The sequence below is a fragment of the Brevundimonas sp. CEF1 genome (genome assembly GCF_051353055.1).
Lineage (GTDB): Bacteria > Pseudomonadota > Alphaproteobacteria > Caulobacterales > Caulobacteraceae > Brevundimonas.
The window spans coordinates 39,951-57,779 of the sequence record NZ_CP195594.1; the positions used below are offsets into that span (position 1 = coordinate 39,951).

Here is a 17,829-nt window from a genome sequence, read left to right on the forward strand (position 1 = left end):
TTGCACCCTTGAGCCTGACTATTAAGCGTGGGTGAGCGCCGCGCGGCCGACACCGCCGCGCGACCGCTCCAGGAGAAAATCACCGAGGATCGAATGGAAGAGACGCTCTACTACATCACTGACTATTCGGATGAGATCGTGCCCTGCGACTGCCGCCTGCAGTCCTGGGCCGATTGGCTCTCACGGCCAGACGAAAACTGGGACCGAGCCGCACCTGCCGTCGACGGCGAGACGTTCCGCGCCTCCTCCCTCACCATCCTGGGCGACGTCCAGGTTGAGTGGATCGACGGCGCGTGGACGGCCGTCGATCCCATCCCGGCCGGCACTGACGCCTTTTTCCGACGGCACGCCCGCGGCGCCAAAGGTTGGGATCCGGATTTCGCAGGGCCGACGCTGCTCGATGCGACGGATTGCATCGAGCCTGACGAAGGCCCGTTGTGGTTCGCCTGCACCCGCGATAATCCCGACATCATCCTCACATACCGCGCAGCTGGTCCCGTTTTGGAAGTCGCTTCCGCAAACTAGGGCCCGCGCCAGCCTTCCTCATCGGAACAATCCGCTCATGTCGCCGTCGACCACCCGCAATCTCAATCGCTCCGCTATCGCCATCGGAGGCCTCGGCGTCCTCCTTTGGCTCGGCGTCGTCATCGCGACAGTCGCATGGCCGGCCCCCGCCTCCCCCGTCACGGCGGCCGACCTGGCGACGATCTCCGCGCGCACCGGCCTCCTGGGGCGCATCGGCCTGGCGGGCTTCGTGCTGATCCAGTTGTCCAACAGCCTGTCCGCGATCGCGAACCCTCGCGTTGGGCGCCGCACGCTTGGCGTTGGCCTCGCGCTCCTCTGGATAGGAATGATCGGTCTGCTCGACCTGCTTCCGGGCTTGTGGGTCTGGTATTGTGCGCCCATGATCGTCGGCAGCTTCATCATCAACGACGTTGTGTCGCGCACCCTTCAATGGCTCCAAGGCGGCGACAAGAAACCCGAAACCGTCAGCTAGGCGGCGTCGGCTGTATGGGGCCAGGTCAAGGCGACCGCTTCGCGGCTCGGAACGGCCGGGACTGGCCTTCGACTTCGTCTGCAGGGCTGCGTCCCGTCCATCCCCTCGGCCTGGACATGGCCCCTTGGTTTTAAGGGCCCCTCAGGTCTTCGCCAGAGGCGAACACCCTCCCTATTTCGAGAAGGAAGGGGTCGTTTGCGGGAGGGGGCGGAATCCTACGCTAAGGCTTTGGCCAGCGATATTCTCCGGTGAGATTGATGTGTTCCCATCCGAGCGGCGAAACATGGGCCAAGAGATCGGGCGATAGCAGCTTTCCATCGCGTTTCTGGTTTGCAACGACCTCGCCGAGCTTCATGGTGTTCCAGAAGATGATGATGGCGGCGAGCAGATTCATGCCGGCGATGCGGTAATGCTGGCCTTCGGCGGAACGGTCGCGGATTTCACCGCGGCGGTGGAAGCTGATTGCCCGCTTCAGCGCATGATGAGCTTCGCCTTTGTTGAGCCCGATCTGGGCACGCCGTTGGAGTTCGGCATCCAGAATCCAGTCGATCATGAACAGGGTGCGCTCGACGCGACCGACTTCCCGCAGGGCTGTCGCGAGCTCGTTCTGCCGCGGATAGGAGGCGAGTTTCCGCAGAATCTGGCTTGGCGCGACGGTCCCGGCAGCAATGGTGGCGGCGATGCGCAGGGTGTCGGGCCAATTGCGCTCGATCATGGCTTGGTTGACCTTTCCGCCGATCAACGCTCGCAGGTGCGCCGGGGCGGCCGACGGATTGAACGCGTAGAGCCGTTTGGATGGCAGGTCGCGGATGCGCGGAGCGAACCGGTAGCCGAGAATGGCACATGCGGCAAAGACGTGATCGGTGAAGCCGCCCGTGTCGGTGAACTGCTCGCGGATATGGCGTCCAGCATCGTTCATCAGCAGGCCATCGAGGATGTAAGGCGCTTCGCTTGCCGTTGCAGGAATCACCTGGGTTGCGAACGGCGCATATTGGTCGGAGACGTGGCTATAGGCTTTCAGGCCCGGGGTATTGCCATATTTCGCGTTGACCAGGTTCATGGCCTCACCTTGCTCTGTAGCGACGAAGAACTGTCCGTCGCTCGAAGCCGACGTGCCCATGCCCCAGAACCGGGCCATGGGTAACGCTGCCTGTGCCTCGACCACCATGGCCAGCGCCCGGTCATAGGCTTCGCCCTCGACATGCCACCGTCCAATGCGGATCAATTCCCAGAAGGTGTGGGTGTTTGTCGCATCCGCCATTTTGCGCAAGCCGAGGTTGATCCCTTCCGCCAAGATAACGTTCATTAGCCCGATCCGGTCAGCGCAGGGTGCTCCTGTGCGCAGATGGGTGAACGCTTCGGTGAAGCCGGTCGCCGCATCCACCTCCAGCAGGAGATCGGTGATGCGCGTGGGCGGGATCTGCTTGTAGAGATCGAGCACCAGATCTTCGGCGCCTGTCGGCGCGGCGGCTTCGAGTTTCTCGATATGCAGAACGCCGTTTTCAATCGACCCGCCCGGGATCGTGCCTGCGCGAGCGGCACGGCCAAGCTCGCGCAACCGCATGTCGAGGCGAGCTTGCCGGTCTGCCAGCCATTCCTCCGGCCGCAATGGCACAGCGAGACGACCGCCTTCCGCGATGGATTGTGCCGGAACGAGTGCGTGTTTCAGATCGCCATAGCGCCGGGACCTAGTAAGCCAGACATCTCCGGAGCGGAACGCATCGCGCAGATGGAACAGCACCGCGATCTCCCATAGGCGAGCGTCGCCAGCCCTCTGGGCCCGAAGGTGGCGATGCCATTTCGAGCTGGGCCGCAAGAAGCTGGTCATCGCGGCATCGTTCAAACCGGTACGAAGGGCCGTCACCGCTTCCAGAAGCGGCAGTGCAACGGGCGCAGCTCGCAGATCGAGCAGGCGCAACATGCGTGGAGCGTATCGGCGGAAGCGGTGATAACCGTCGAGCACATGATTGAGCGGATCGTCGGCCATGGTGGCGGTCAGCCTGGTTGCCATTGCAACAAGGGTTTTTAAGCCGTCCCACCCTGACCCACTCGCGATGACATCGCCCAGCGGCTGGCCATCATCCTGTGCATCGACCAGGGCGCCCCCGATCTCGGCGAAGGATTTCAGGGTGTCACGCACCACCCCCGCTTCGTCTGCGACCTTTGCATGGCAAATACGCTCCGAAGCACGGTAGAGACGGCCGACGATCCGGTCGTGGGTTTCGACGGCTCTGTTGCAAAGATTGGCGGCAGTCAGAGGTAGGCTGTCGCTCTGCGCCGATCAGGCGGCTGCTGCGAAATGGTGGTTGAGCATGCCCATGGCCTCCGTCAGCGCCGAGGGCCCAATGCCAAAAGCTCTCTCCACAAGGCGCACCTCGCCCCTGATGCCGGGCTGCAGGCACCAGGGGCGAGCCTGTCCTTTGCGCAGGGCTCGCATGACTTCGAATCCCTTGATCGTGGCATAGGCCGTGGGGATCGATTTGAAACCGCGCACCGGCTTGATCAGTATCTTGAGCTTTCCGTGATCGGCCTCGATCACGTTATTGAGATACTTCACCTGCCGGTGGGCCGTCTCCCGGTCCAGCTTTCCTTCGCGCTTCAATTCGGTGATCGCTGCACCATAGCTCGGCGCTTTGTCGGTATTGAGCGTGGCAGGCTTTTCCCAGTGCTTCAGGCCTCGCAGGGCCTTGCCCAGGAACCGCTTCGCTGCCTTGGCGCTGCGGGTCGGCGACAGGTAGAAATCGATCGTGTCGCCCCGCTTGTCGACTGCCCGGTACAGGTAGGTCCACTTGCCCCGCACCTTGACGTAGGTTTCATCCAGGCGCCAGCTCGGATCAAAGCCACGCCGCCAGAACCAGCGCAGCCGCTTCTCCATCTCCGGGGCGTAGCACTGGACCCAGCGATAGATCGTCGTATGGTCGACCGAAATGCCGCGTTCCGCCAGCATTTCCTCAAGGTCGCGATAGCTGATCGGATAGCGACAATACCAGCGCACCGCCCACAGGATCACATCACCCTGGAAATGGCGCCACTTGAAATCCGTCATCGTTCCGTCCGTCCAATCTCCGCCAAGCATGCTCAAGCTTCACGATTTTTGCAACAGAGCCCACACGAGTATTGAGCATAGTCGAGATTGGTGCAGATCACTTCTGATATTGAACTGTCAGGAGCTGGCTGCACAACAGCCATTACGCCCAATCAACTGGTGCAGTCGTCTTCTGAAAATGACATTTGGTATCTCTCATAAACGGATGTTTTTGAGAGAACTATCTTCGGCCTTCACACGCACGAAAGGCGGCGAAGCTCCGCCGTTAATCCGTCCGCCGGAGATCTCGCCCAGGCAGGCTGAAGGCCGAGCAAGCCTGACAGGCCCGAAAAGCCCGGCACGGGCGTCGGCGGCGATGACGGCGGCGGCATTATCCAGGGTTGATGATGGAAGTGGAGGATATCGACAACCTCTCGCGCAACCAAGACATCGCGGTCGGACTGCAAGTGATCTTGAAGCCACGGGCCCGTCCCACCCCGACATGGACCTCGATGCCCGAACGGACGTTAGATTTCGAGTTCTAGGCGTTCTGCGATGAAGGTTGGATCCCAGCCGGGATTGAAAGTGTCGACGTGGGTGAATCCGAGCCGCTCGTATAGGCCACGCAGGTTCGGGTGGCAGTCGAGCCGCAGCTTGGCGCACCCCTGCGTTCGCGCGGCATGGCGGCAAGCCTCGATCAGCGCGGAGCTGACACCCCGGCCCGCATGTGTCCGTCGCACCGCGAGCTTGTGCAGATATGCGGCCTCCCCCTTGAGGGCGTCGGGCCAGAACTCGGGATCCTCGGCCGACAAGGTGCAACAGCCGACGATGCCGTCGCTGCAACTCGCGACTAGGAGCTCGGATCTCAGGACGAAGGTCTCCGCGAATGTCCGGTCGATCCGCGCGACGTCCCAGGCGGGCGTTCCCTTGGCGGACATCCACGCCGCAGCGTCGTGCATCAGCCGCACAACCTCGTCGATATCACCCGAGCAGGCGACCCGAACGTTCGGAGGCTCCTCGCTGTCCATTCGCTCCCCTGGCGCGGTATGAACCGCCGCCTCATAGTGCAGTTTGATCCTGACGAGCCCAGCATGTCTGCGCCCACCTTCGCGGAACCTGACCAGGGTCCGCTAGCGGGCGGCCGGAAGGTGAATGCTAGGCATGATCTAACCCTCGGTCTCTGGCGTCGCGACTGCGAAATTTCGCGAGGGTTTCCGAGAAGGTGATTGCGCTTCGCAGATCTCCAGGCGCGTGGGTGCGGACGTAGTCAGCGCCATTGCCGATCGCGTGAAGTTCCGCCGCAAGGCTCGCTGGACCCAGATCCTTTACAGGAAGGCCAACGGTGGCGCCCAAGAAGGATTTCCGCGACACCGAGACCAATAGCGGAAGCCCCAACGCCGACTTCAGCTTTTGAAGGTTCGACAGCACGTGCAGCGATGTTTCCGGTGCGGGGCTCAAGAAAAATCCCATCCCCGGATCGAGGATGAGCCGGTCGGCAGCGACCCCGCTCCGTCGCAAGGCGGAAACCCGCGCCTCGAAGAACCGCACAATCTCGTCGAGCGCGTCTTCGGGTCGAAGGTGACCGGTGCGGGTGGCGATGCCATCCCGCTGCGCTGAGTGCATAACCACCAGCCTGCAGTCCGCCTCAGCAATATCGGGATAGAGCGCAGGGTCAGGAAATCCTTGGATATCGTTCAGGTAGCCCACGCCGCGCTTGAGCGCATAGCGCTGGGTTTCCGGTTGGAAGCTGTCGATTGAAACACGGTGCATCTGATCGGACAGGGCGTCTAAGAGCGGCGCAATACGTCTGATCTCATCGGCCGGCGATACAGGCCTCGCGTCCGGATGGCTGGCGGCCGGTCCGACATCCACGACGTCTGATCCGACTCGCAGCATTTCGATCGCCGCGGTGACAGCGCCGGCGGGGTCTAGCCGCCGGCTCTCATCGAAGAAGGAGTCCTCGGTGAGATTCAGAATGCCGAACACCGTCACCATGGCGTCGGCCTCCGCAGCGACTTCCACGATGGGGATCGGGCGAGCAAAAAGGCAGCAATTATGAGCCCCATACCTACAAAGCCCCACGCATCAAGCTTTTGCCCATGAAGCAACCAGGCAATGGCTGTAATTATGACGACGCCGAGTCCCGACCAGACTGCATAAGCAACACCGACAGGGATGGATTTCAGAACCAGAGAAAGAAAATAAAATGCGATGCCATAACCGATTATGACAACGGCGGAAGGGGCAAGCTTAGTAAAGCCCTCGCTAGATTTTAATGCGGATGTTGCGATTACTTCGCCAACTATTGCGATAACAAGAAAAAGCCAGCCTTTCATGATATATCTCCCAATTTGTGTAGGGCTTATTATGCACGCTTAAAAATAATAAAAGCAGACTTGACCTGATAGTTTGGCTGTGAGCAATTATGTGCTTAGTGCATCTAACGCGCTGATCACCGGCGGTTGAAAACCGTCCGGTGGATTCGCAGGTTATGCTCCCTCATTTTCATTTCCGGTTTCCTATAGGGCAACTAGGCTGTCCTTGCCGGCGCTTGGAACACAGACGATGGCATCAAATGCCTCGCTCAATTTCGTTTTTACGGAGGCGCTTTGAGACCGCATTCGCTTTGCTTCCATGGGGGCATCTGTCAATGTCAGACATGAATTCTCCGTACCACAGGCGTCGATGACATACTGTTCCATACTATCCTCACGGATTGCATCGGCAGGCGTGGTCACAACAGAGAATCCAAGAGGACTGTCGGGCGATGGGAAATGCATTTCCGGCACGGTGGGTCCAAGATGGGTGAATGCAATCGCACGGTAATTCACCCTCTCTGCGAGGTGCTGCCCCATGGGAACAGCCGTAAGCTCGCCTGAAAAGGAGACTGGGGTTTTTTGTAAATGATTGTTGTGCGCCAGCAGAATTATCTTCACATCCGGATTCGCTCGAACCATTCCATCTACTACGCCCGCCATATACGAGTCACGTACGGAAGTATCTCCCTCAAGAGAGGTACCATCGAAGAAAGTTTTCATTATACGCAAGGTTTCCAACGTATACTCTATCGATTCTATTCGATCAGAGGCTTTTCGGAACAAATCGCTGTTGACGTGTTTTTTCAGTACAGGGGCAAGCGACGCCAAGCGGAGCTTCAATCTGGTTACCCCTGAGATAGCTTTCTCCTGCCGAGCCGTTTCTAGCTCCCCCCATTTTGCCGATGAAATAACCGCCGACTGGCCATCAATGGACGCCAACAAGTGAGTCAGCATATCAACGTGCGGTTTCATGAGGTGATCGATGAGCTGGATAATTTCGGCCAATTGCGCTAGGTCGTCCCTTGGGTTCAGGGTGTTGGGTAAGTCGATTCCGACTAACTGCAGTTTTCTTCCTGATTCGCGGAGATATGATTTCAGCCAGATCAGCACTGAGCCATACACAGAAAAGGTCAGGGTATCCGAAAATCGCTCAAGTTCATGAGCACCGGCTGTTGAGTTGAGCCATTCAGATAACCGGGATGCCTGAATCGCCCCACATTCCAAACCAATCGCATTAAAATCATGCCTTTCGACCAAATAGCGGATAAGACTTGCTCTAGCCAGTGAAAACTCCGCGACAAAATGAGCGCCCTCGCCAATGCCGACAATTCGGGCGCCCTCAATTACGGAAGTAAGAATCTCAAACTCATTGAAGTCCAGATTTTGAGGCTGTAAAAGTGTTCTGGTCGTTCTCCACGTCATTATTTTACCTTTGCGTTTATTACTTTAATCGCCATACGTTCGCTTCGCCAACAACCCGGGTCACAGCATAACGTTTGACATGAGGGGCGGCCAAGGGCGCCAGCCCTTGGACGTCCCCCTCGATGGAAGGGTTAGGCATCACTGCGTGTTCGCTCGAATGCCTGGCGTGTTTGAACCATGTACACGGCTGGACCATCTGGGGTGGTTACGGTACCTTGCCTCTCAAACCCCGCTTTCTCGTAGCATCGGATCGCTCGCAAGTTGCTCGGCGACGGGTCCGTTTGGATCTTGGTGACCTCGGGATCATTGAACAGCAACTCAACCAGTGCTCGAACCAGCTTGGTTCCCAAGCCTTTGCCCAGTTGTGATGCATTCGCCAGTGACTGGTCTATTCCGCGTACTCCTGGATCGGTTTCTTCTTCCCACCATCCGTCCCCGCTTCCAAGAGCAACGTACGACTGGGCATACCCAATCGGCTCTCCATTCAGCATTGCAATGTATGGAGTGACGGACTCTTGCGCTAAAACGCTTGGCAAGTACTGTTCCTGTACGTCAGCAAGTGTCGGGCGTGCTTCTTCTCCGCCCCACCACTCGACGATATGAGATCGATTTAGCCACTCATAGAGCATCGCAAGGTCATGCTCAGTCATGAGGCGCAGTGTGACGGAATCGTTGCTGTTGGTCACGATGCTGTACTTTGTGATGCCTAACGGCCAAGGTAAGCGGCCCGCAGAATGCGGGTCCGCTTGACCGCAGAGTTAGACCCGAAGGCCAAAAGGGAGCGCCCAGCCTTGAAGATGTGCGCAGCCCACGAAAAACCGCTGGACCACGAAAGCGGCGCAGCACTGCAAGAATGATAGCTGATGGCGCTTGCTGCACAAGCGCTGGAGGCCCAAAAGGCTTGAAAGCCTTTGGAACAGGGCGGAGCGCTGAAATAAGTGGCTGCGCGCATAGAGCGGGTGATGGGACTAACTTTGTTTTAGGGCGACTGCCCTGCTGCGTAACATCGTTGCTGCTCCATAACATCAAACATCGACCCACGGCGTAACGCGCTTGCTGCTTGGATGCCCGAGGCATAGACTGTACAAAAAAAGGCTCTGTTGCAAAGATTGGCGGCAGTCAGAGGTAGGCTGTCGCTCTGCGCCGATCAGGCGGCTGCTGCGAAATGGTGGTTGAGCATGCCCATGGCCTCCGTCAGCGCCGAGGGCCCAATGCCAAAAGCTCTCTCCACAAGGCGCACCTCGCCCCTGATGCCGGGCTGCAGGCACCAGGGGCGAGCCTGTCCTTTGCGCAGGGCTCGCATGACTTCGAATCCCTTGATCGTGGCATAGGCCGTGGGGATCGATTTGAAACCGCGCACCGGCTTGATCAGTATCTTGAGCTTTCCGTGATCGGCCTCGATCACGTTATTGAGATACTTCACCTGCCGGTGGGCCGTCTCCCGGTCCAGCTTTCCTTCGCGCTTCAATTCGGTGATCGCTGCACCATAGCTCGGCGCTTTGTCGGTATTGAGCGTGGCAGGCTTTTCCCAGTGCTTCAGGCCTCGCAGGGCCTTGCCCAGGAACCGCTTCGCTGCCTTGGCGCTGCGGGTCGGCGACAGGTAGAAATCGATCGTGTCGCCCCGCTTGTCGACTGCCCGGTACAGGTAGGTCCACTTGCCCCGCACCTTGACGTAGGTTTCATCCAGGCGCCAGCTCGGATCAAAGCCACGCCGCCAGAACCAGCGCAGCCGCTTCTCCATCTCCGGGGCGTAGCACTGGACCCAGCGATAGATCGTCGTATGGTCGACCGAAATGCCGCGTTCCGCCAGCATTTCCTCAAGGTCGCGATAGCTGATCGGATAGCGACAATACCAGCGCACCGCCCACAGGATCACATCACCCTGGAAATGGCGCCACTTGAAATCCGTCATCGTTCCGTCCGTCCAATCTCCGCCAAGCATGCTCAAGCTTCACGATTTTTGCAACAGAGCCAGGCAGGCGAATGACCTCGAAACTGGAAGGAGGTCACTCGATCGCGACGTCTGAATGGGTCTTGTGCCAAGACGGCTGCGGTCCAGTCCCGAGGGCGCGCCTGAAGCCTGATCCCGACTTTCCCCCGGGCCTTTGCCCCAACTGTTCTGGAGACACCTGCGACTGCGAGCACTGCGTCCAGGACATCGTCTCCGGCCTGAAGGCCTCGCAGCGACGTCGGGACTGGAGTGTCCTAGCGGTATGCGGCTTGGTCATCGCGGGTTTCGGGCTCGCCGTGAACCTGGGTGTCCTGCCAGGGTGGTTCTTGGTCATCATCGGCGCCGGCGTGCTGGCCACCCTCTACAACGGGATCCAGGCGCTTCGTCGGCGCTGAGCGGTCTTCATTCAACCCTCAAGAGCAAAGGCCAGATCCTCGCGGACCTGGCCTTCTTCATATCCGATCGTGGACGTCGGCGGCGGCCGATCTACTGGAGCGCCTGTCCTTCTCGAGTCCTCACTGGAGACAGGAGCTCGCGCGGCAGGAGATCGCCGGCAGGCACCTTCAGCACCCTCGCATAGGCGCAGAGGAACTGGATCGACGGGTTGTTGTATCCGCCTTCAAGCTTGTCGATGTAGTCGGGCGGCACGCCGACGGCCTGGCCAGCTTGTTCAAGGGTCAGCCCTGCAGTGGCCCTCGCCTTCTTCAGCTCCTGGCTCAGATGGCCCATTTCTGGCCAGAGGCCATGGTCGATCTTGATGCGACGGTTCACTACTCAGGGTACTCCATGCTGAGGGTGACGAGGGCTTCGCCCCAGATGGCCCCGATGACGCCTACGGCGCCCACGAGAGCCGACATGAGGGAAAGGTCGAACTTCAGGAGACCGATCGCCGCCGCCAGGCTGCACGCCGAGATAATAATGACCGCATGGTGTCGTCTGCTTTTTGTCGCCCGATAGATGCGACGCGCTTCCACTCGCACCGCCTTTTCCTCCATGGCTTTCACGTCGTCGGTCATGCCTTGCGCTCCTGATTGTTGGCCTGGGGCTTCATCCGGTCGACCATCTTCCCGGCGATGAAATCGACGTAGAAAGCCGCGATCAGGCCCGAGAAGACAAAGAGAACGGCTCCGCCACCGCCGATCGCGACCCCGGTCATCAGTTCGAAGGCTTCCAGGTGGGCGCCAATGAGGCTCACCACGATCAAACCCACCGCGACTGACTTCACGTAGGCTTCGATCTTCTCCTCGAGTTTTCTCTGGGCCCGCTCTTCCTTCAGCGCCAGCCTATGGGCCGGATTTTCAAGGCAAGCGCGCTTCGCTTCGTGCTGATCGATCCGCTCCCGGATGTCGGCCGCAAGGCCCTCGTCGCCGTCTTTCACGGCGGCCTCGAGCTCCTCTTTCACCCGTCCATAATCGCGACGGGCGAGGCTCTTGCGAACCTCTTCCAGCTTGTTCCGCCGTTCGACCGCAAGCTTCGATGGAAGCTCAGCCTCGATCCAGGCGTCCAGTTTGGAGTTGGCGTCGTTCATCATCAGCGCTTCCAGGCGAGGCCGGGGATGTCAGGTTCGCCCTCGATCAGAACGGCCGAGGCGCCCGAGCTCGTTTCCAGCGCCACGACCGTTTCCTTCAGCATCCGCTCGGTGAACTCCTGGGGCGTGCCGACCAGGCGCGCCGAGACAGCTCGGCCGAAGCGCCGCGTCAGACCGCCGCCGCCCTCGGCCGTGTCGTTGACGAACAGATTCAGGTGATAGCCTTGGCGCTGATCGTTGGCATACGGGAAGAGGCACAGGGTAGCCCGCATGTTCTGGCTGCCTGAGATGTTGCGCGTCAGGTTTGCCACCCAGACGGCGCCGTCGCAGGTCGCAATCATGAAGGACTGGGCGCTGACGCCGCCCAAGGCGGCCAGCGCACCCAGGCGGCTGTTTTCAGCGAGCGGGTTCTGAAGCTGGAAACGACCGGGCTGTTCCGGCGTCTGAACGGCGATCGGGCGGATGGTGTTCAGGTCCGAGGAGTAGCCGGCCAGGGCCCGCTCGGCAGCATCGATCAGCGGGCCTTTCGGCGCGTCAGTCTGCAGGTCGATGACCGCGTAGGCCTGATAGGATTGGTTGCGGGACTGGGCTTCAGCGACGGTTGCCGTCGAGGCCAGAGCAAGGGCGGCGGCGGCCGCCGAAAGCGATTTCTTCATAGGTTCCTCCAGAAGTATGAGACTGTCTTAGCGGGGGATCTAGCGCTGACGCTAGGTTGCAACCCCCGAATGTCGAAGCACGCGCAAGTGGGCGCTGTGCACTAGCCGGGTGGGTGAAAGTGTGAGAGAACAATCAAAGAACACCGCTCAGGGAGAGCCCGACATGACTACGCATCAGAATGCCGGCATCCAGCTGGATCCTCGCGCCCAGGCGACCTTCAATGCGCTGGCGGGCGTTGCGCTAAATCCCTCGATCGTGCGCAACAACTGCATCGCGGGAATTGTGATCGCTGGCTTTTTCGTCGCTCTTTTTGCGATCGGCGGCATTGCAACATTCATCATCTGCCTGATTGGAGCCGGTGCCGCCGGCGCTGTTGCTGGCGTTATGTCGATGTTTTTCGCGCTCTTGCTGTCGATTATCCCCGGCATCATTATTTGGCGGCTCTCGCTCGTACTGAAGTCGCTGCCGAAGTAGCTCCCAGCCAGTCCGCAAGTGTTAAGGGCGCCGTTAAACGGCGCCCTTTTTCTTAATCGCGATATCTGCGAGCCAGGCGGCCACCGGCATTCTGCGCAACTGCGGCAGTCTCCGGGTGGAACCCTTCACGGTCGAAGACGGCACCGAAGGAGTTTGCCACGATCCGGCCCGTACCGTGCGGGGCCACGTCAGAGACGACCTCTCCCAACGCGCGTCCGCCGCCTTTGGCGAAGTTCGCCTCTCTTCGTTCACCGAGGCTCTCATTCGCCGCGTCCGTGTCGCCCCTGATCCGATCCCTCACGGGTGATGAGAAGCCTGGTTGCATCCTGGACTCCCCTGCCCATCCGGGTCCGGGCGAAGCTGGCTCAGGCGGGCTCAAGGTTGTGCCTCTTCCTGACGTCTGGCGTTCTACGCCGCCGCTGCTTTGACTGCGAGCTGGACCCGCAGCGACAGCGGCGCCAGCCTCTCTGGCCGCTGGCTCGCCATCCATAGAGAAGCTTTGGCCTGGTCGACCTTCGGACCCTCGGCCGAGACCATGGCCCAATCCTGCTGAGCCACCGTCAGTGAGCTCTCGGACTGCACCGGGATTGGCTGCAGCAGCGGTCATCCCAACGCTCTGGTTCTCATGAATCAAATCCGGCGTATCAATGCGCGTCGCCATATCCCGATGGAAGCTTTGCGTTACCTCGTGCACCAGGCCCATGTCGGCGTTCGAATGGCCGGCCAGTATCTGGCGGGCTCGGTCTTGGGTGATCTCGTTGCCATAGGCGTCCTGACGCCCAACCAGCTTATCGATTGCGTAGCTTTCGAACGCATTGGCGTAGTTGATTTCTGCCGAGGCCCCTTGGGACTTCGTCAGGTCGGCTCGCTGTTCATAGGTGCGTGCCATGCTTTCCGATCGATCCATGCTGTCGGTGATGGAGCGGGTGGAGGTGAAGGTGTCGGAACGCTTCAGGGCCTCTGACGTGGAAGCGCTTTGGGTCTGGGAGAAAGATTCCTGAGCGTAGTTCGCGACTGTCTGATCATAGCGATCCGAGAACGAGTGGTTCGACATCGAGGTTTTGGCGGCGTTCAGCGCATCGGTCGTGCTAACGGTCGATGACCGTTGACCGTTGACCCCTACGTTCGTCCGGAGGCCGCCTTGGGCGTCGATGCCGGCCTGCTTCAGTATCCCTGAGCTGAGACCGGCTTGACCGTACATTTCCAGTGCGGCGCTGGCCGTAATGGCTTTTGCGTCGCGATGGTCAATGTTGAACTGCTTGGACAGCTGTGTAGCTTGGCTGTCCATCTGCTGTTCCATCGCCCCCCACGTGCCCCGGTTGTCCTTGCCTTGCGTCCAGGTGGAAGACGTACCGGCCATCCACTGTTGGATGAACTCGGAACTCTCGGATTGTGCGCGCGTGCGCCCCTCCTGCAGTGAATGTCGAAGATCCACAGACTCCTGACGACGATCGCTGGCCGCCTGAACGGCAGCGGCCGAGATGCCTTCCGAGTGTTTCACGTTGACGGCCATCTGAGACATCGCCGCCTTGGTGGTCGTGATCGAGCCGTCGCGGTTCGTCTCGATCCGGTTGAGGCTGTTGTCGTTGTAGCGGGTTAGGCCGAAGTCCAGGTCGGCCGAGGTGCTTTGGCGCATCCCCGACAGGTTCTTGAACGAGTGGTTCTCGAACGCCGTATTGCCGAGGCTGATGTTGCCGGTCGTCGCGGCGCCTGCAGCTGCTTCAGCACCACCACGGAAGCTGGCCATCAAGGACTCGCCGCCCATGCCAACGGCCTTGGCGCCCGCGAAGGCAATCGTCGACGCAAGCACGGGGATCGACAGGGCTAGATAGCCGGCCAAAGATGCGATCTCGGCGTTCAGTCCGCTGATCGCCTCCAGGTTGCCGAGCTTCAATCCGCTTGTGCTGCCCGGAATGAAGGCCGCTGCCGGCGTATCCTTCGACGTTTGCCACATCATGATGGAATGGAGGATCACGTACATGGGCCCCCAGAGCTGAAGGTAGAGGAACCCTCCGAAATAGCCCTGCAGGATACGCAGTCCGACCGTCGGAAGCAGCATGGCGGGGAAAATGACCGGGAAGATCCCGATGATGAGGAGCTCTGTCAGGATTTTCAGAAGCGGCACGGCCTTTTCAGCCACACCCCCCATGAGCCGTTGCTGATTGCGCGTGTGCAGCTCGGCCTGGGTCTCGGCGAAAACGCCCATGGCGTCGTTGCCAGCCTCGGCCGAGAAGCCCGGAACGCCGCGGCGGATCGCGTTGATCATCAGCACCTGCTGGAACGTGTTCGTCGCGTCTCGCGACGCGCCCAGCATGAACGGATGAAGCGCCCCCATCTCCTGCAGGAAGGCGCTTTGCAGCTGTGCTTCCGGGAGTTCTGGCCGCAAGCGTCGCTGGAACATCGACATCGAGCTATTCAGCGTCGAGGCCCATTCCGAATTCATGCGCTGCGCAGCAACCGTGCAGGAGATGATCTCGCGCAGACCGGACGACGTGACGTATTCCAGTGAGCGGCCGGGGTTCGTGCCCTTGGTCGATGTGACGTAGGTCCACAGGTCGTTTTGCCTGGCCAACTCAGCGGCCGAGTAGTGGCCTTCCAGGATGTCGTAGTAGATGCAGCCGCGGACAAAGCTACGCAGATTCCCGTCGAAGCGAGGATCCGCGATCTGAGCCGTCCTCAACCGTTCAAAGACCTTGGCGCCGAAAACCATGCCGGTCTTCGAATAGGCGACGTCATTCGGCTGGGTGAAGGCCTGCTCGCTCAGCTGGGTCGCCCTGTCTCCCACCTTGCTCGATAGGCTTGACACGACGGCAAGGCCAATCGGGATGTTGGCCACGTCCGCACCCGCCAGCGCTGGGTCGAACCTGTCGGTGATGTGGACCTGGACCTTGGGCACCCACAGCAGGTTGAAAATGATCATCGACATGATGAACCACCTGAACGCCGCCTTCACCTGAAGGTCGAACGCCAGCTTCATCATGACAAAGACCAGGCCCAGGAGCATCGTCACCCTGATGAGGGTCGACAATCCGTTGCTGCCCGCCATCAGGGCAATGCCGTTCAGCACGTCCCGATAGATGGCGCCGCCGCCATAGACGATGATTTCGTGCATGACGGCCCTACGGCTGAAGGTTGCTGGCGAAAGTCACGCTGTCAGCAATGTTGCTGCCAGCGCGCGCCGCGATCACACGCTCGGCCGCCTGGGCCCGTGCGATCATGGCCTCGATCGAGGAGGACTTGCTCTGCAGCAGTTGCTGCTTCTCGGTCAGCTGCTTCCGAACCGCATCGATGCTGCCGCGCCAGTCGCGCATCTGTTCCTGGTCAATCCCAACCAGGTTGCGGGAACCGCTTTCGAGCTGCATCACGGAGCGTTCCAGCCAGGTGATCGTCAGATCCATGGCGATGATGTCCGAGTACTGCGCCATGGTGTTGCCGGCCAGGGACCGCTCATGCGCAACGAAGACGCTGGCCATCTTGTAAACCGGCAGCGTCACCATGTTCAGGAAATCCTGTTCCTGAGCGCTCAGGGCTTGGCGGGCTTGGATCTTGCCCGTGATCGAGCGAAGCATCGCCTCGACCCGGCGTCGCAGCGCCGCATTCTGGGACACGGTCTCCACCTTGCCGAACTTCACCGGCATCAGGCAGCTCTTGTATTCGTCGCAGCGGTGAACGCGCAGCGTGCCGCCGTCCAGGAGCTTGGTGATGACGCCGTCGTCTGCAGCTTGCGCCGGCAGGACGTCGACGATGCACCCTTGGTCATTCGGGCATCGGTAGATGATCGTCCCCGTGAGCGTCATGAACAGCTCGGCCAGGTCCTCGTCGCTGGCCAGCATCGGGTGCTGCTTCGCAGCTTCCCAGGCCAGGTTCTTATTGATCGGCACGACGGCTTTATCGCTGTCAGGCAGTCGGTTGAGGTTCGACGTCAGGCGATTGGGGCAATCGTGGCGCGCGGCGATCCGGTCAGAATAAAAGCCGCGATAGGTCGAGAGATCCTGACAAATCTGATTGGACGCAGTGTCCGACCGACCCCAGAGCCCACCCACCAGGGCCTGGGCTTGCTGACAGCTGTTCATGTTGAACTGGTTCACGTCGTTGGCCATCTTCTGAAGGCTCTCGATCTGGTCCGCCACAAGCGGAGAGAGCGTCTTCAGCGCCAGCATGAAAGCGTACGAAAGGGCGTTCGAAGCCACCGCTTTCAACTGGGCCACGATCTGATCCGAGTTGATGAAGCTGAAGCCGCCGCTGAAGATGTCGATACCCCCGCATCCGGCTCGGACGGAGGGCATCTGAATCGTTGCAATCTGCGAGGTTTCTTGCGGCCCACGGAAGGCCACGTTGCCCATCGTGTAGTACCCGGCGCTCTGGCCTTGATACGCGGTCGGGCCCGTGATGTTCGCTGAACCGATCGAGCTCGACCAGTAGGCGTTCATGCTGTCGTTGACCGACGAGCCTGCCGCTTGGCCCGTCCAGCAAAGGATGGTCGTCGTGGTGGCCAGCGCCACGGCGGCGTTTCGGATGATATGCCGTTTCTTGCTCATGGTCTGGTTTCCTAGAAGTCGGTGCCGGGCTCTTTGGAGAGCAGGACGAAGAGGCGTTCAGCGATGTCCTCTTGCGACATCACTCCAGCGCCGGCGTACGTGAGACAGCCTTCACGCTTCCGGCACGGAAGCAGTTCGAGCATCTCACCATTCGCGCCCCGGATCCGGCGCGGCCGGACCTCGCCAGTTCGGGGATCAACATCACTCGACTGGAAGAAGAGAAGCGCCGGCGTCATTTGGCGCACGCCCCACTGCTGCAACTGCCCCTGGTCACGGCGCGCGTTGGGGAAATGGCTGTTCGAGGCGCCGTCGGCCGAGATTGCCTGGACGTTCATGCCGTATCGATCGGCAAAGCCCTTCACGATCGGAGAAGCGATGGTGCAGGGCCCGCATGAGCCGCGGTAGACGTAGAACAGCCCCACTTTGTCGGAGACGCTGCGCAGGAAGCGATCGCGGTCCGAGATACGGTCATCCGTCCACCCATGCTTCGCGATTTCAACGACGGGGCGTTTGACCGTGTAGTCCAGCTCGGGGTTCGTCCAGACCAGGCGTCGGTAGTAGTCGGCGAACAAGCCACCCTTGTCCAAGGCGACCTGCTGCAGGCGGTAATATTGCTCGACGGTCTCCGGCGAGGGCCGCCATGTGGCGATATTCCGCGCCTCCTCGAGCTCCTTTTGGAACTGCTCCAGCTCGGCCAGTTCCGGCGCCCGCATCGCTGGCGTTTGCGGGATCTGGTTCAACTCGGCCGGCTTCGGTTCCTCTTCGATCGGCCGCTCGCAATAGAACCACTGGCCAAGATCTCGCGCGCAGTAATCAGGCGTCGCCTCCTGAGCCACTGCAGGGCTTCCGCCCACGACAGCAACTGCGGCCGACGCCGCCAACAACCAACCCTTACGTCGGTTCATGATCTTGCTCCTGA

The 17,829-nt window shown here is 60.4% G+C and carries 18 protein-coding genes and 2 pseudogenes; 3 read left to right on the plus strand and 17 right to left on the minus strand.

The genetic code is table 11. The features are described from left to right. Positions 1–27: 27 nt before the first annotated feature. A complete protein-coding gene (locus tag ACR9FL_RS18435; protein ID WP_436358249.1) occupies positions 28–525 on the plus strand; it encodes a hypothetical protein in 498 nt (165 codons plus the stop codon). 37 nt (positions 526–562) lie between these two features. After that, complete coding sequence (locus ACR9FL_RS18440) at positions 563–997, plus strand: hypothetical protein (RefSeq protein ID WP_436358250.1); 435 nt, start codon at positions 563–565, stop codon at positions 995–997. 220 nt (positions 998–1,217) lie between these two features. On the opposite strand, the pseudogene ACR9FL_RS18445 reads toward ACR9FL_RS18440, so the two are convergent. From ACR9FL_RS18445 to ACR9FL_RS18510, 14 genes and pseudogenes are all read right to left on the minus strand, one after another. After that, positions 1,218–3,245: pseudogene (locus tag ACR9FL_RS18445) on the minus strand (Tn3 family transposase); the annotation flags it as partial. Between the two features lie 33 nt (positions 3,246–3,278). After that, the gene (locus ACR9FL_RS18450; protein ID WP_001389365.1) at positions 3,279–4,043 is read right to left on the minus strand and encodes an IS6-like element IS6100 family transposase; all 765 of its coding nucleotides are present in this window, start codon (positions 4,041–4,043) and stop codon (positions 3,279–3,281) included. Between the two features lie 117 nt (positions 4,044–4,160). After that, positions 4,161–4,229, minus strand: a pseudogene (locus ACR9FL_RS18455) (hypothetical protein); the annotation flags it as partial. 320 nt (positions 4,230–4,549) lie between these two features. Next, positions 4,550–5,050, minus strand: a complete 501-nt coding sequence (locus tag ACR9FL_RS18460; RefSeq protein ID WP_000376623.1) for a GNAT family N-acetyltransferase — start codon at positions 5,048–5,050, stop codon at positions 4,550–4,552. A gap of 127 nt (positions 5,051–5,177) precedes the next feature. Beyond that, complete coding sequence (gene sul1 / locus ACR9FL_RS18465) at positions 5,178–6,017, minus strand: sulfonamide-resistant dihydropteroate synthase Sul1 (protein WP_000259031.1); 840 nt, start codon at positions 6,015–6,017, stop codon at positions 5,178–5,180. Next, positions 6,011–6,358, minus strand: a complete 348-nt coding sequence (locus tag ACR9FL_RS18470; protein WP_000679427.1) for a quaternary ammonium compound efflux SMR transporter QacE delta 1 — start codon at positions 6,356–6,358, stop codon at positions 6,011–6,013. The genes sul1 and ACR9FL_RS18470 overlap by 7 nt, the downstream gene beginning before the upstream one ends. 183 nt (positions 6,359–6,541) lie before the next feature. Next, positions 6,542–7,762, minus strand: a complete 1,221-nt coding sequence (ere(A), locus tag ACR9FL_RS18475; protein WP_032084014.1) for an EreA family erythromycin esterase — start codon at positions 7,760–7,762, stop codon at positions 6,542–6,544. A 131-nt stretch (positions 7,763–7,893) separates the two neighbouring features. After that, on the minus strand, positions 7,894–8,448 hold the full coding sequence (locus ACR9FL_RS18480) for an aminoglycoside N-acetyltransferase AAC(6')-Ib4 (RefSeq protein ID WP_003159191.1): 555 nt from the start codon (positions 8,446–8,448) through the stop codon (positions 7,894–7,896). Positions 8,449–8,468: 20 nt separating this feature from the next. Then, the gene (locus tag ACR9FL_RS18485; RefSeq protein ID WP_436358185.1) at positions 8,469–8,714 is read right to left on the minus strand and encodes a DUF1010 domain-containing protein; all 246 of its coding nucleotides are present in this window, start codon (positions 8,712–8,714) and stop codon (positions 8,469–8,471) included. Between the two features lie 195 nt (positions 8,715–8,909). Next, on the minus strand, positions 8,910–9,674 hold the full coding sequence (locus ACR9FL_RS18490; RefSeq protein WP_001389365.1) for an IS6-like element IS6100 family transposase: 765 nt from the start codon (positions 9,672–9,674) through the stop codon (positions 8,910–8,912). 525 nt (positions 9,675–10,199) lie between these two features. Further along, complete coding sequence (locus ACR9FL_RS18495) at positions 10,200–10,484, minus strand: helix-turn-helix domain-containing protein (protein ID WP_436358186.1); 285 nt, start codon at positions 10,482–10,484, stop codon at positions 10,200–10,202. Then, positions 10,484–10,729 carry a hypothetical protein gene (locus tag ACR9FL_RS18500; RefSeq protein ID WP_436358187.1) on the minus strand — a complete coding sequence of 82 codons (246 nt, stop codon included), beginning with the start codon at positions 10,727–10,729 and terminating at the stop codon, positions 10,484–10,486. Before ACR9FL_RS18500 ends, ACR9FL_RS18495 begins: the two co-directional genes overlap by 1 nt. After that, on the minus strand, positions 10,726–11,244 hold the full coding sequence (locus ACR9FL_RS18505) for a hypothetical protein (protein WP_436358188.1): 519 nt from the start codon (positions 11,242–11,244) through the stop codon (positions 10,726–10,728). Before ACR9FL_RS18505 ends, ACR9FL_RS18500 begins: the two co-directional genes overlap by 4 nt. Continuing rightward, positions 11,244–11,897, minus strand: a complete 654-nt coding sequence (locus tag ACR9FL_RS18510; RefSeq protein WP_436358189.1) for a hypothetical protein — start codon at positions 11,895–11,897, stop codon at positions 11,244–11,246. The genes ACR9FL_RS18505 and ACR9FL_RS18510 overlap by 1 nt, the downstream gene beginning before the upstream one ends. 163 nt (positions 11,898–12,060) lie before the next feature. Here ACR9FL_RS18510 and ACR9FL_RS18515 point away from each other — a divergent pair, with 163 nt between their 5' ends. Beyond that, on the plus strand, positions 12,061–12,372 hold the full coding sequence (locus ACR9FL_RS18515; RefSeq protein ID WP_436358190.1) for a hypothetical protein: 312 nt from the start codon (positions 12,061–12,063) through the stop codon (positions 12,370–12,372). A gap of 52 nt (positions 12,373–12,424) precedes the next feature. Here ACR9FL_RS18515 and ACR9FL_RS18520 read toward each other — a convergent pair whose 3' ends face one another. From ACR9FL_RS18520 to ACR9FL_RS18530, 3 genes are read right to left on the minus strand one after another with little or no spacing between them, the layout of a single operon-like run. Beyond that, on the minus strand, positions 12,425–15,484 hold the full coding sequence (locus ACR9FL_RS18520) for a conjugal transfer protein TraG N-terminal domain-containing protein (RefSeq protein ID WP_436358191.1): 3,060 nt from the start codon (positions 15,482–15,484) through the stop codon (positions 12,425–12,427). Positions 15,485–15,491: 7 nt separating this feature from the next. After that, the gene (locus ACR9FL_RS18525; protein WP_436358192.1) at positions 15,492–16,910 is read right to left on the minus strand and encodes a conjugal transfer protein TraH; all 1,419 of its coding nucleotides are present in this window, start codon (positions 16,908–16,910) and stop codon (positions 15,492–15,494) included. 11 nt (positions 16,911–16,921) lie between these two features. Beyond that, complete coding sequence (locus ACR9FL_RS18530) at positions 16,922–17,815, minus strand: conjugal transfer protein TraF (protein ID WP_436358193.1); 894 nt, start codon at positions 17,813–17,815, stop codon at positions 16,922–16,924. Positions 17,816–17,829: the final 14 nt, after the last annotated feature.

Coding starts and splice junctions, on each gene's coding strand:
- ACR9FL_RS18490 (WP_001389365.1), bottom strand. CDS start 9,674: ATGACGGATTTCAAGTGGCGCCATTTCCAGGGTGATGTGATCCTGTGG.
- ACR9FL_RS18520 (WP_436358191.1), bottom strand. CDS start 15,484: ATGCACGAAATCATCGTCTATGGCGGCGGCGCCATCTATCGGGACGTG.
- ACR9FL_RS18505 (WP_436358188.1), bottom strand. CDS start 11,244: ATGATGAACGACGCCAACTCCAAACTGGACGCCTGGATCGAGGCTGAG.
- ACR9FL_RS18510 (WP_436358189.1), bottom strand. CDS start 11,897: ATGAAGAAATCGCTTTCGGCGGCCGCCGCCGCCCTTGCTCTGGCCTCG.
- ACR9FL_RS18450 (WP_001389365.1), bottom strand. CDS start 4,043: ATGACGGATTTCAAGTGGCGCCATTTCCAGGGTGATGTGATCCTGTGG.
- ACR9FL_RS18530 (WP_436358193.1), bottom strand. CDS start 17,815: ATGAACCGACGTAAGGGTTGGTTGTTGGCGGCGTCGGCCGCAGTTGCT.
- ACR9FL_RS18460 (WP_000376623.1), bottom strand. CDS start 5,050: ATGGACAGCGAGGAGCCTCCGAACGTTCGGGTCGCCTGCTCGGGTGAT.
- ACR9FL_RS18440 (WP_436358250.1), top strand. CDS start 563: ATGTCGCCGTCGACCACCCGCAATCTCAATCGCTCCGCTATCGCCATC.
- ACR9FL_RS18485 (WP_436358185.1), bottom strand. CDS start 8,714: ATGCGCGCAGCCACTTATTTCAGCGCTCCGCCCTGTTCCAAAGGCTTT.
- ACR9FL_RS18525 (WP_436358192.1), bottom strand. CDS start 16,910: ATGAGCAAGAAACGGCATATCATCCGAAACGCCGCCGTGGCGCTGGCC.
- sul1 (WP_000259031.1), bottom strand. CDS start 6,017: ATGGTGACGGTGTTCGGCATTCTGAATCTCACCGAGGACTCCTTCTTC.
- ACR9FL_RS18515 (WP_436358190.1), top strand. CDS start 12,061: ATGACTACGCATCAGAATGCCGGCATCCAGCTGGATCCTCGCGCCCAG.
- ACR9FL_RS18470 (WP_000679427.1), bottom strand. CDS start 6,358: ATGAAAGGCTGGCTTTTTCTTGTTATCGCAATAGTTGGCGAAGTAATC.
- ACR9FL_RS18500 (WP_436358187.1), bottom strand. CDS start 10,729: ATGACCGACGACGTGAAAGCCATGGAGGAAAAGGCGGTGCGAGTGGAA.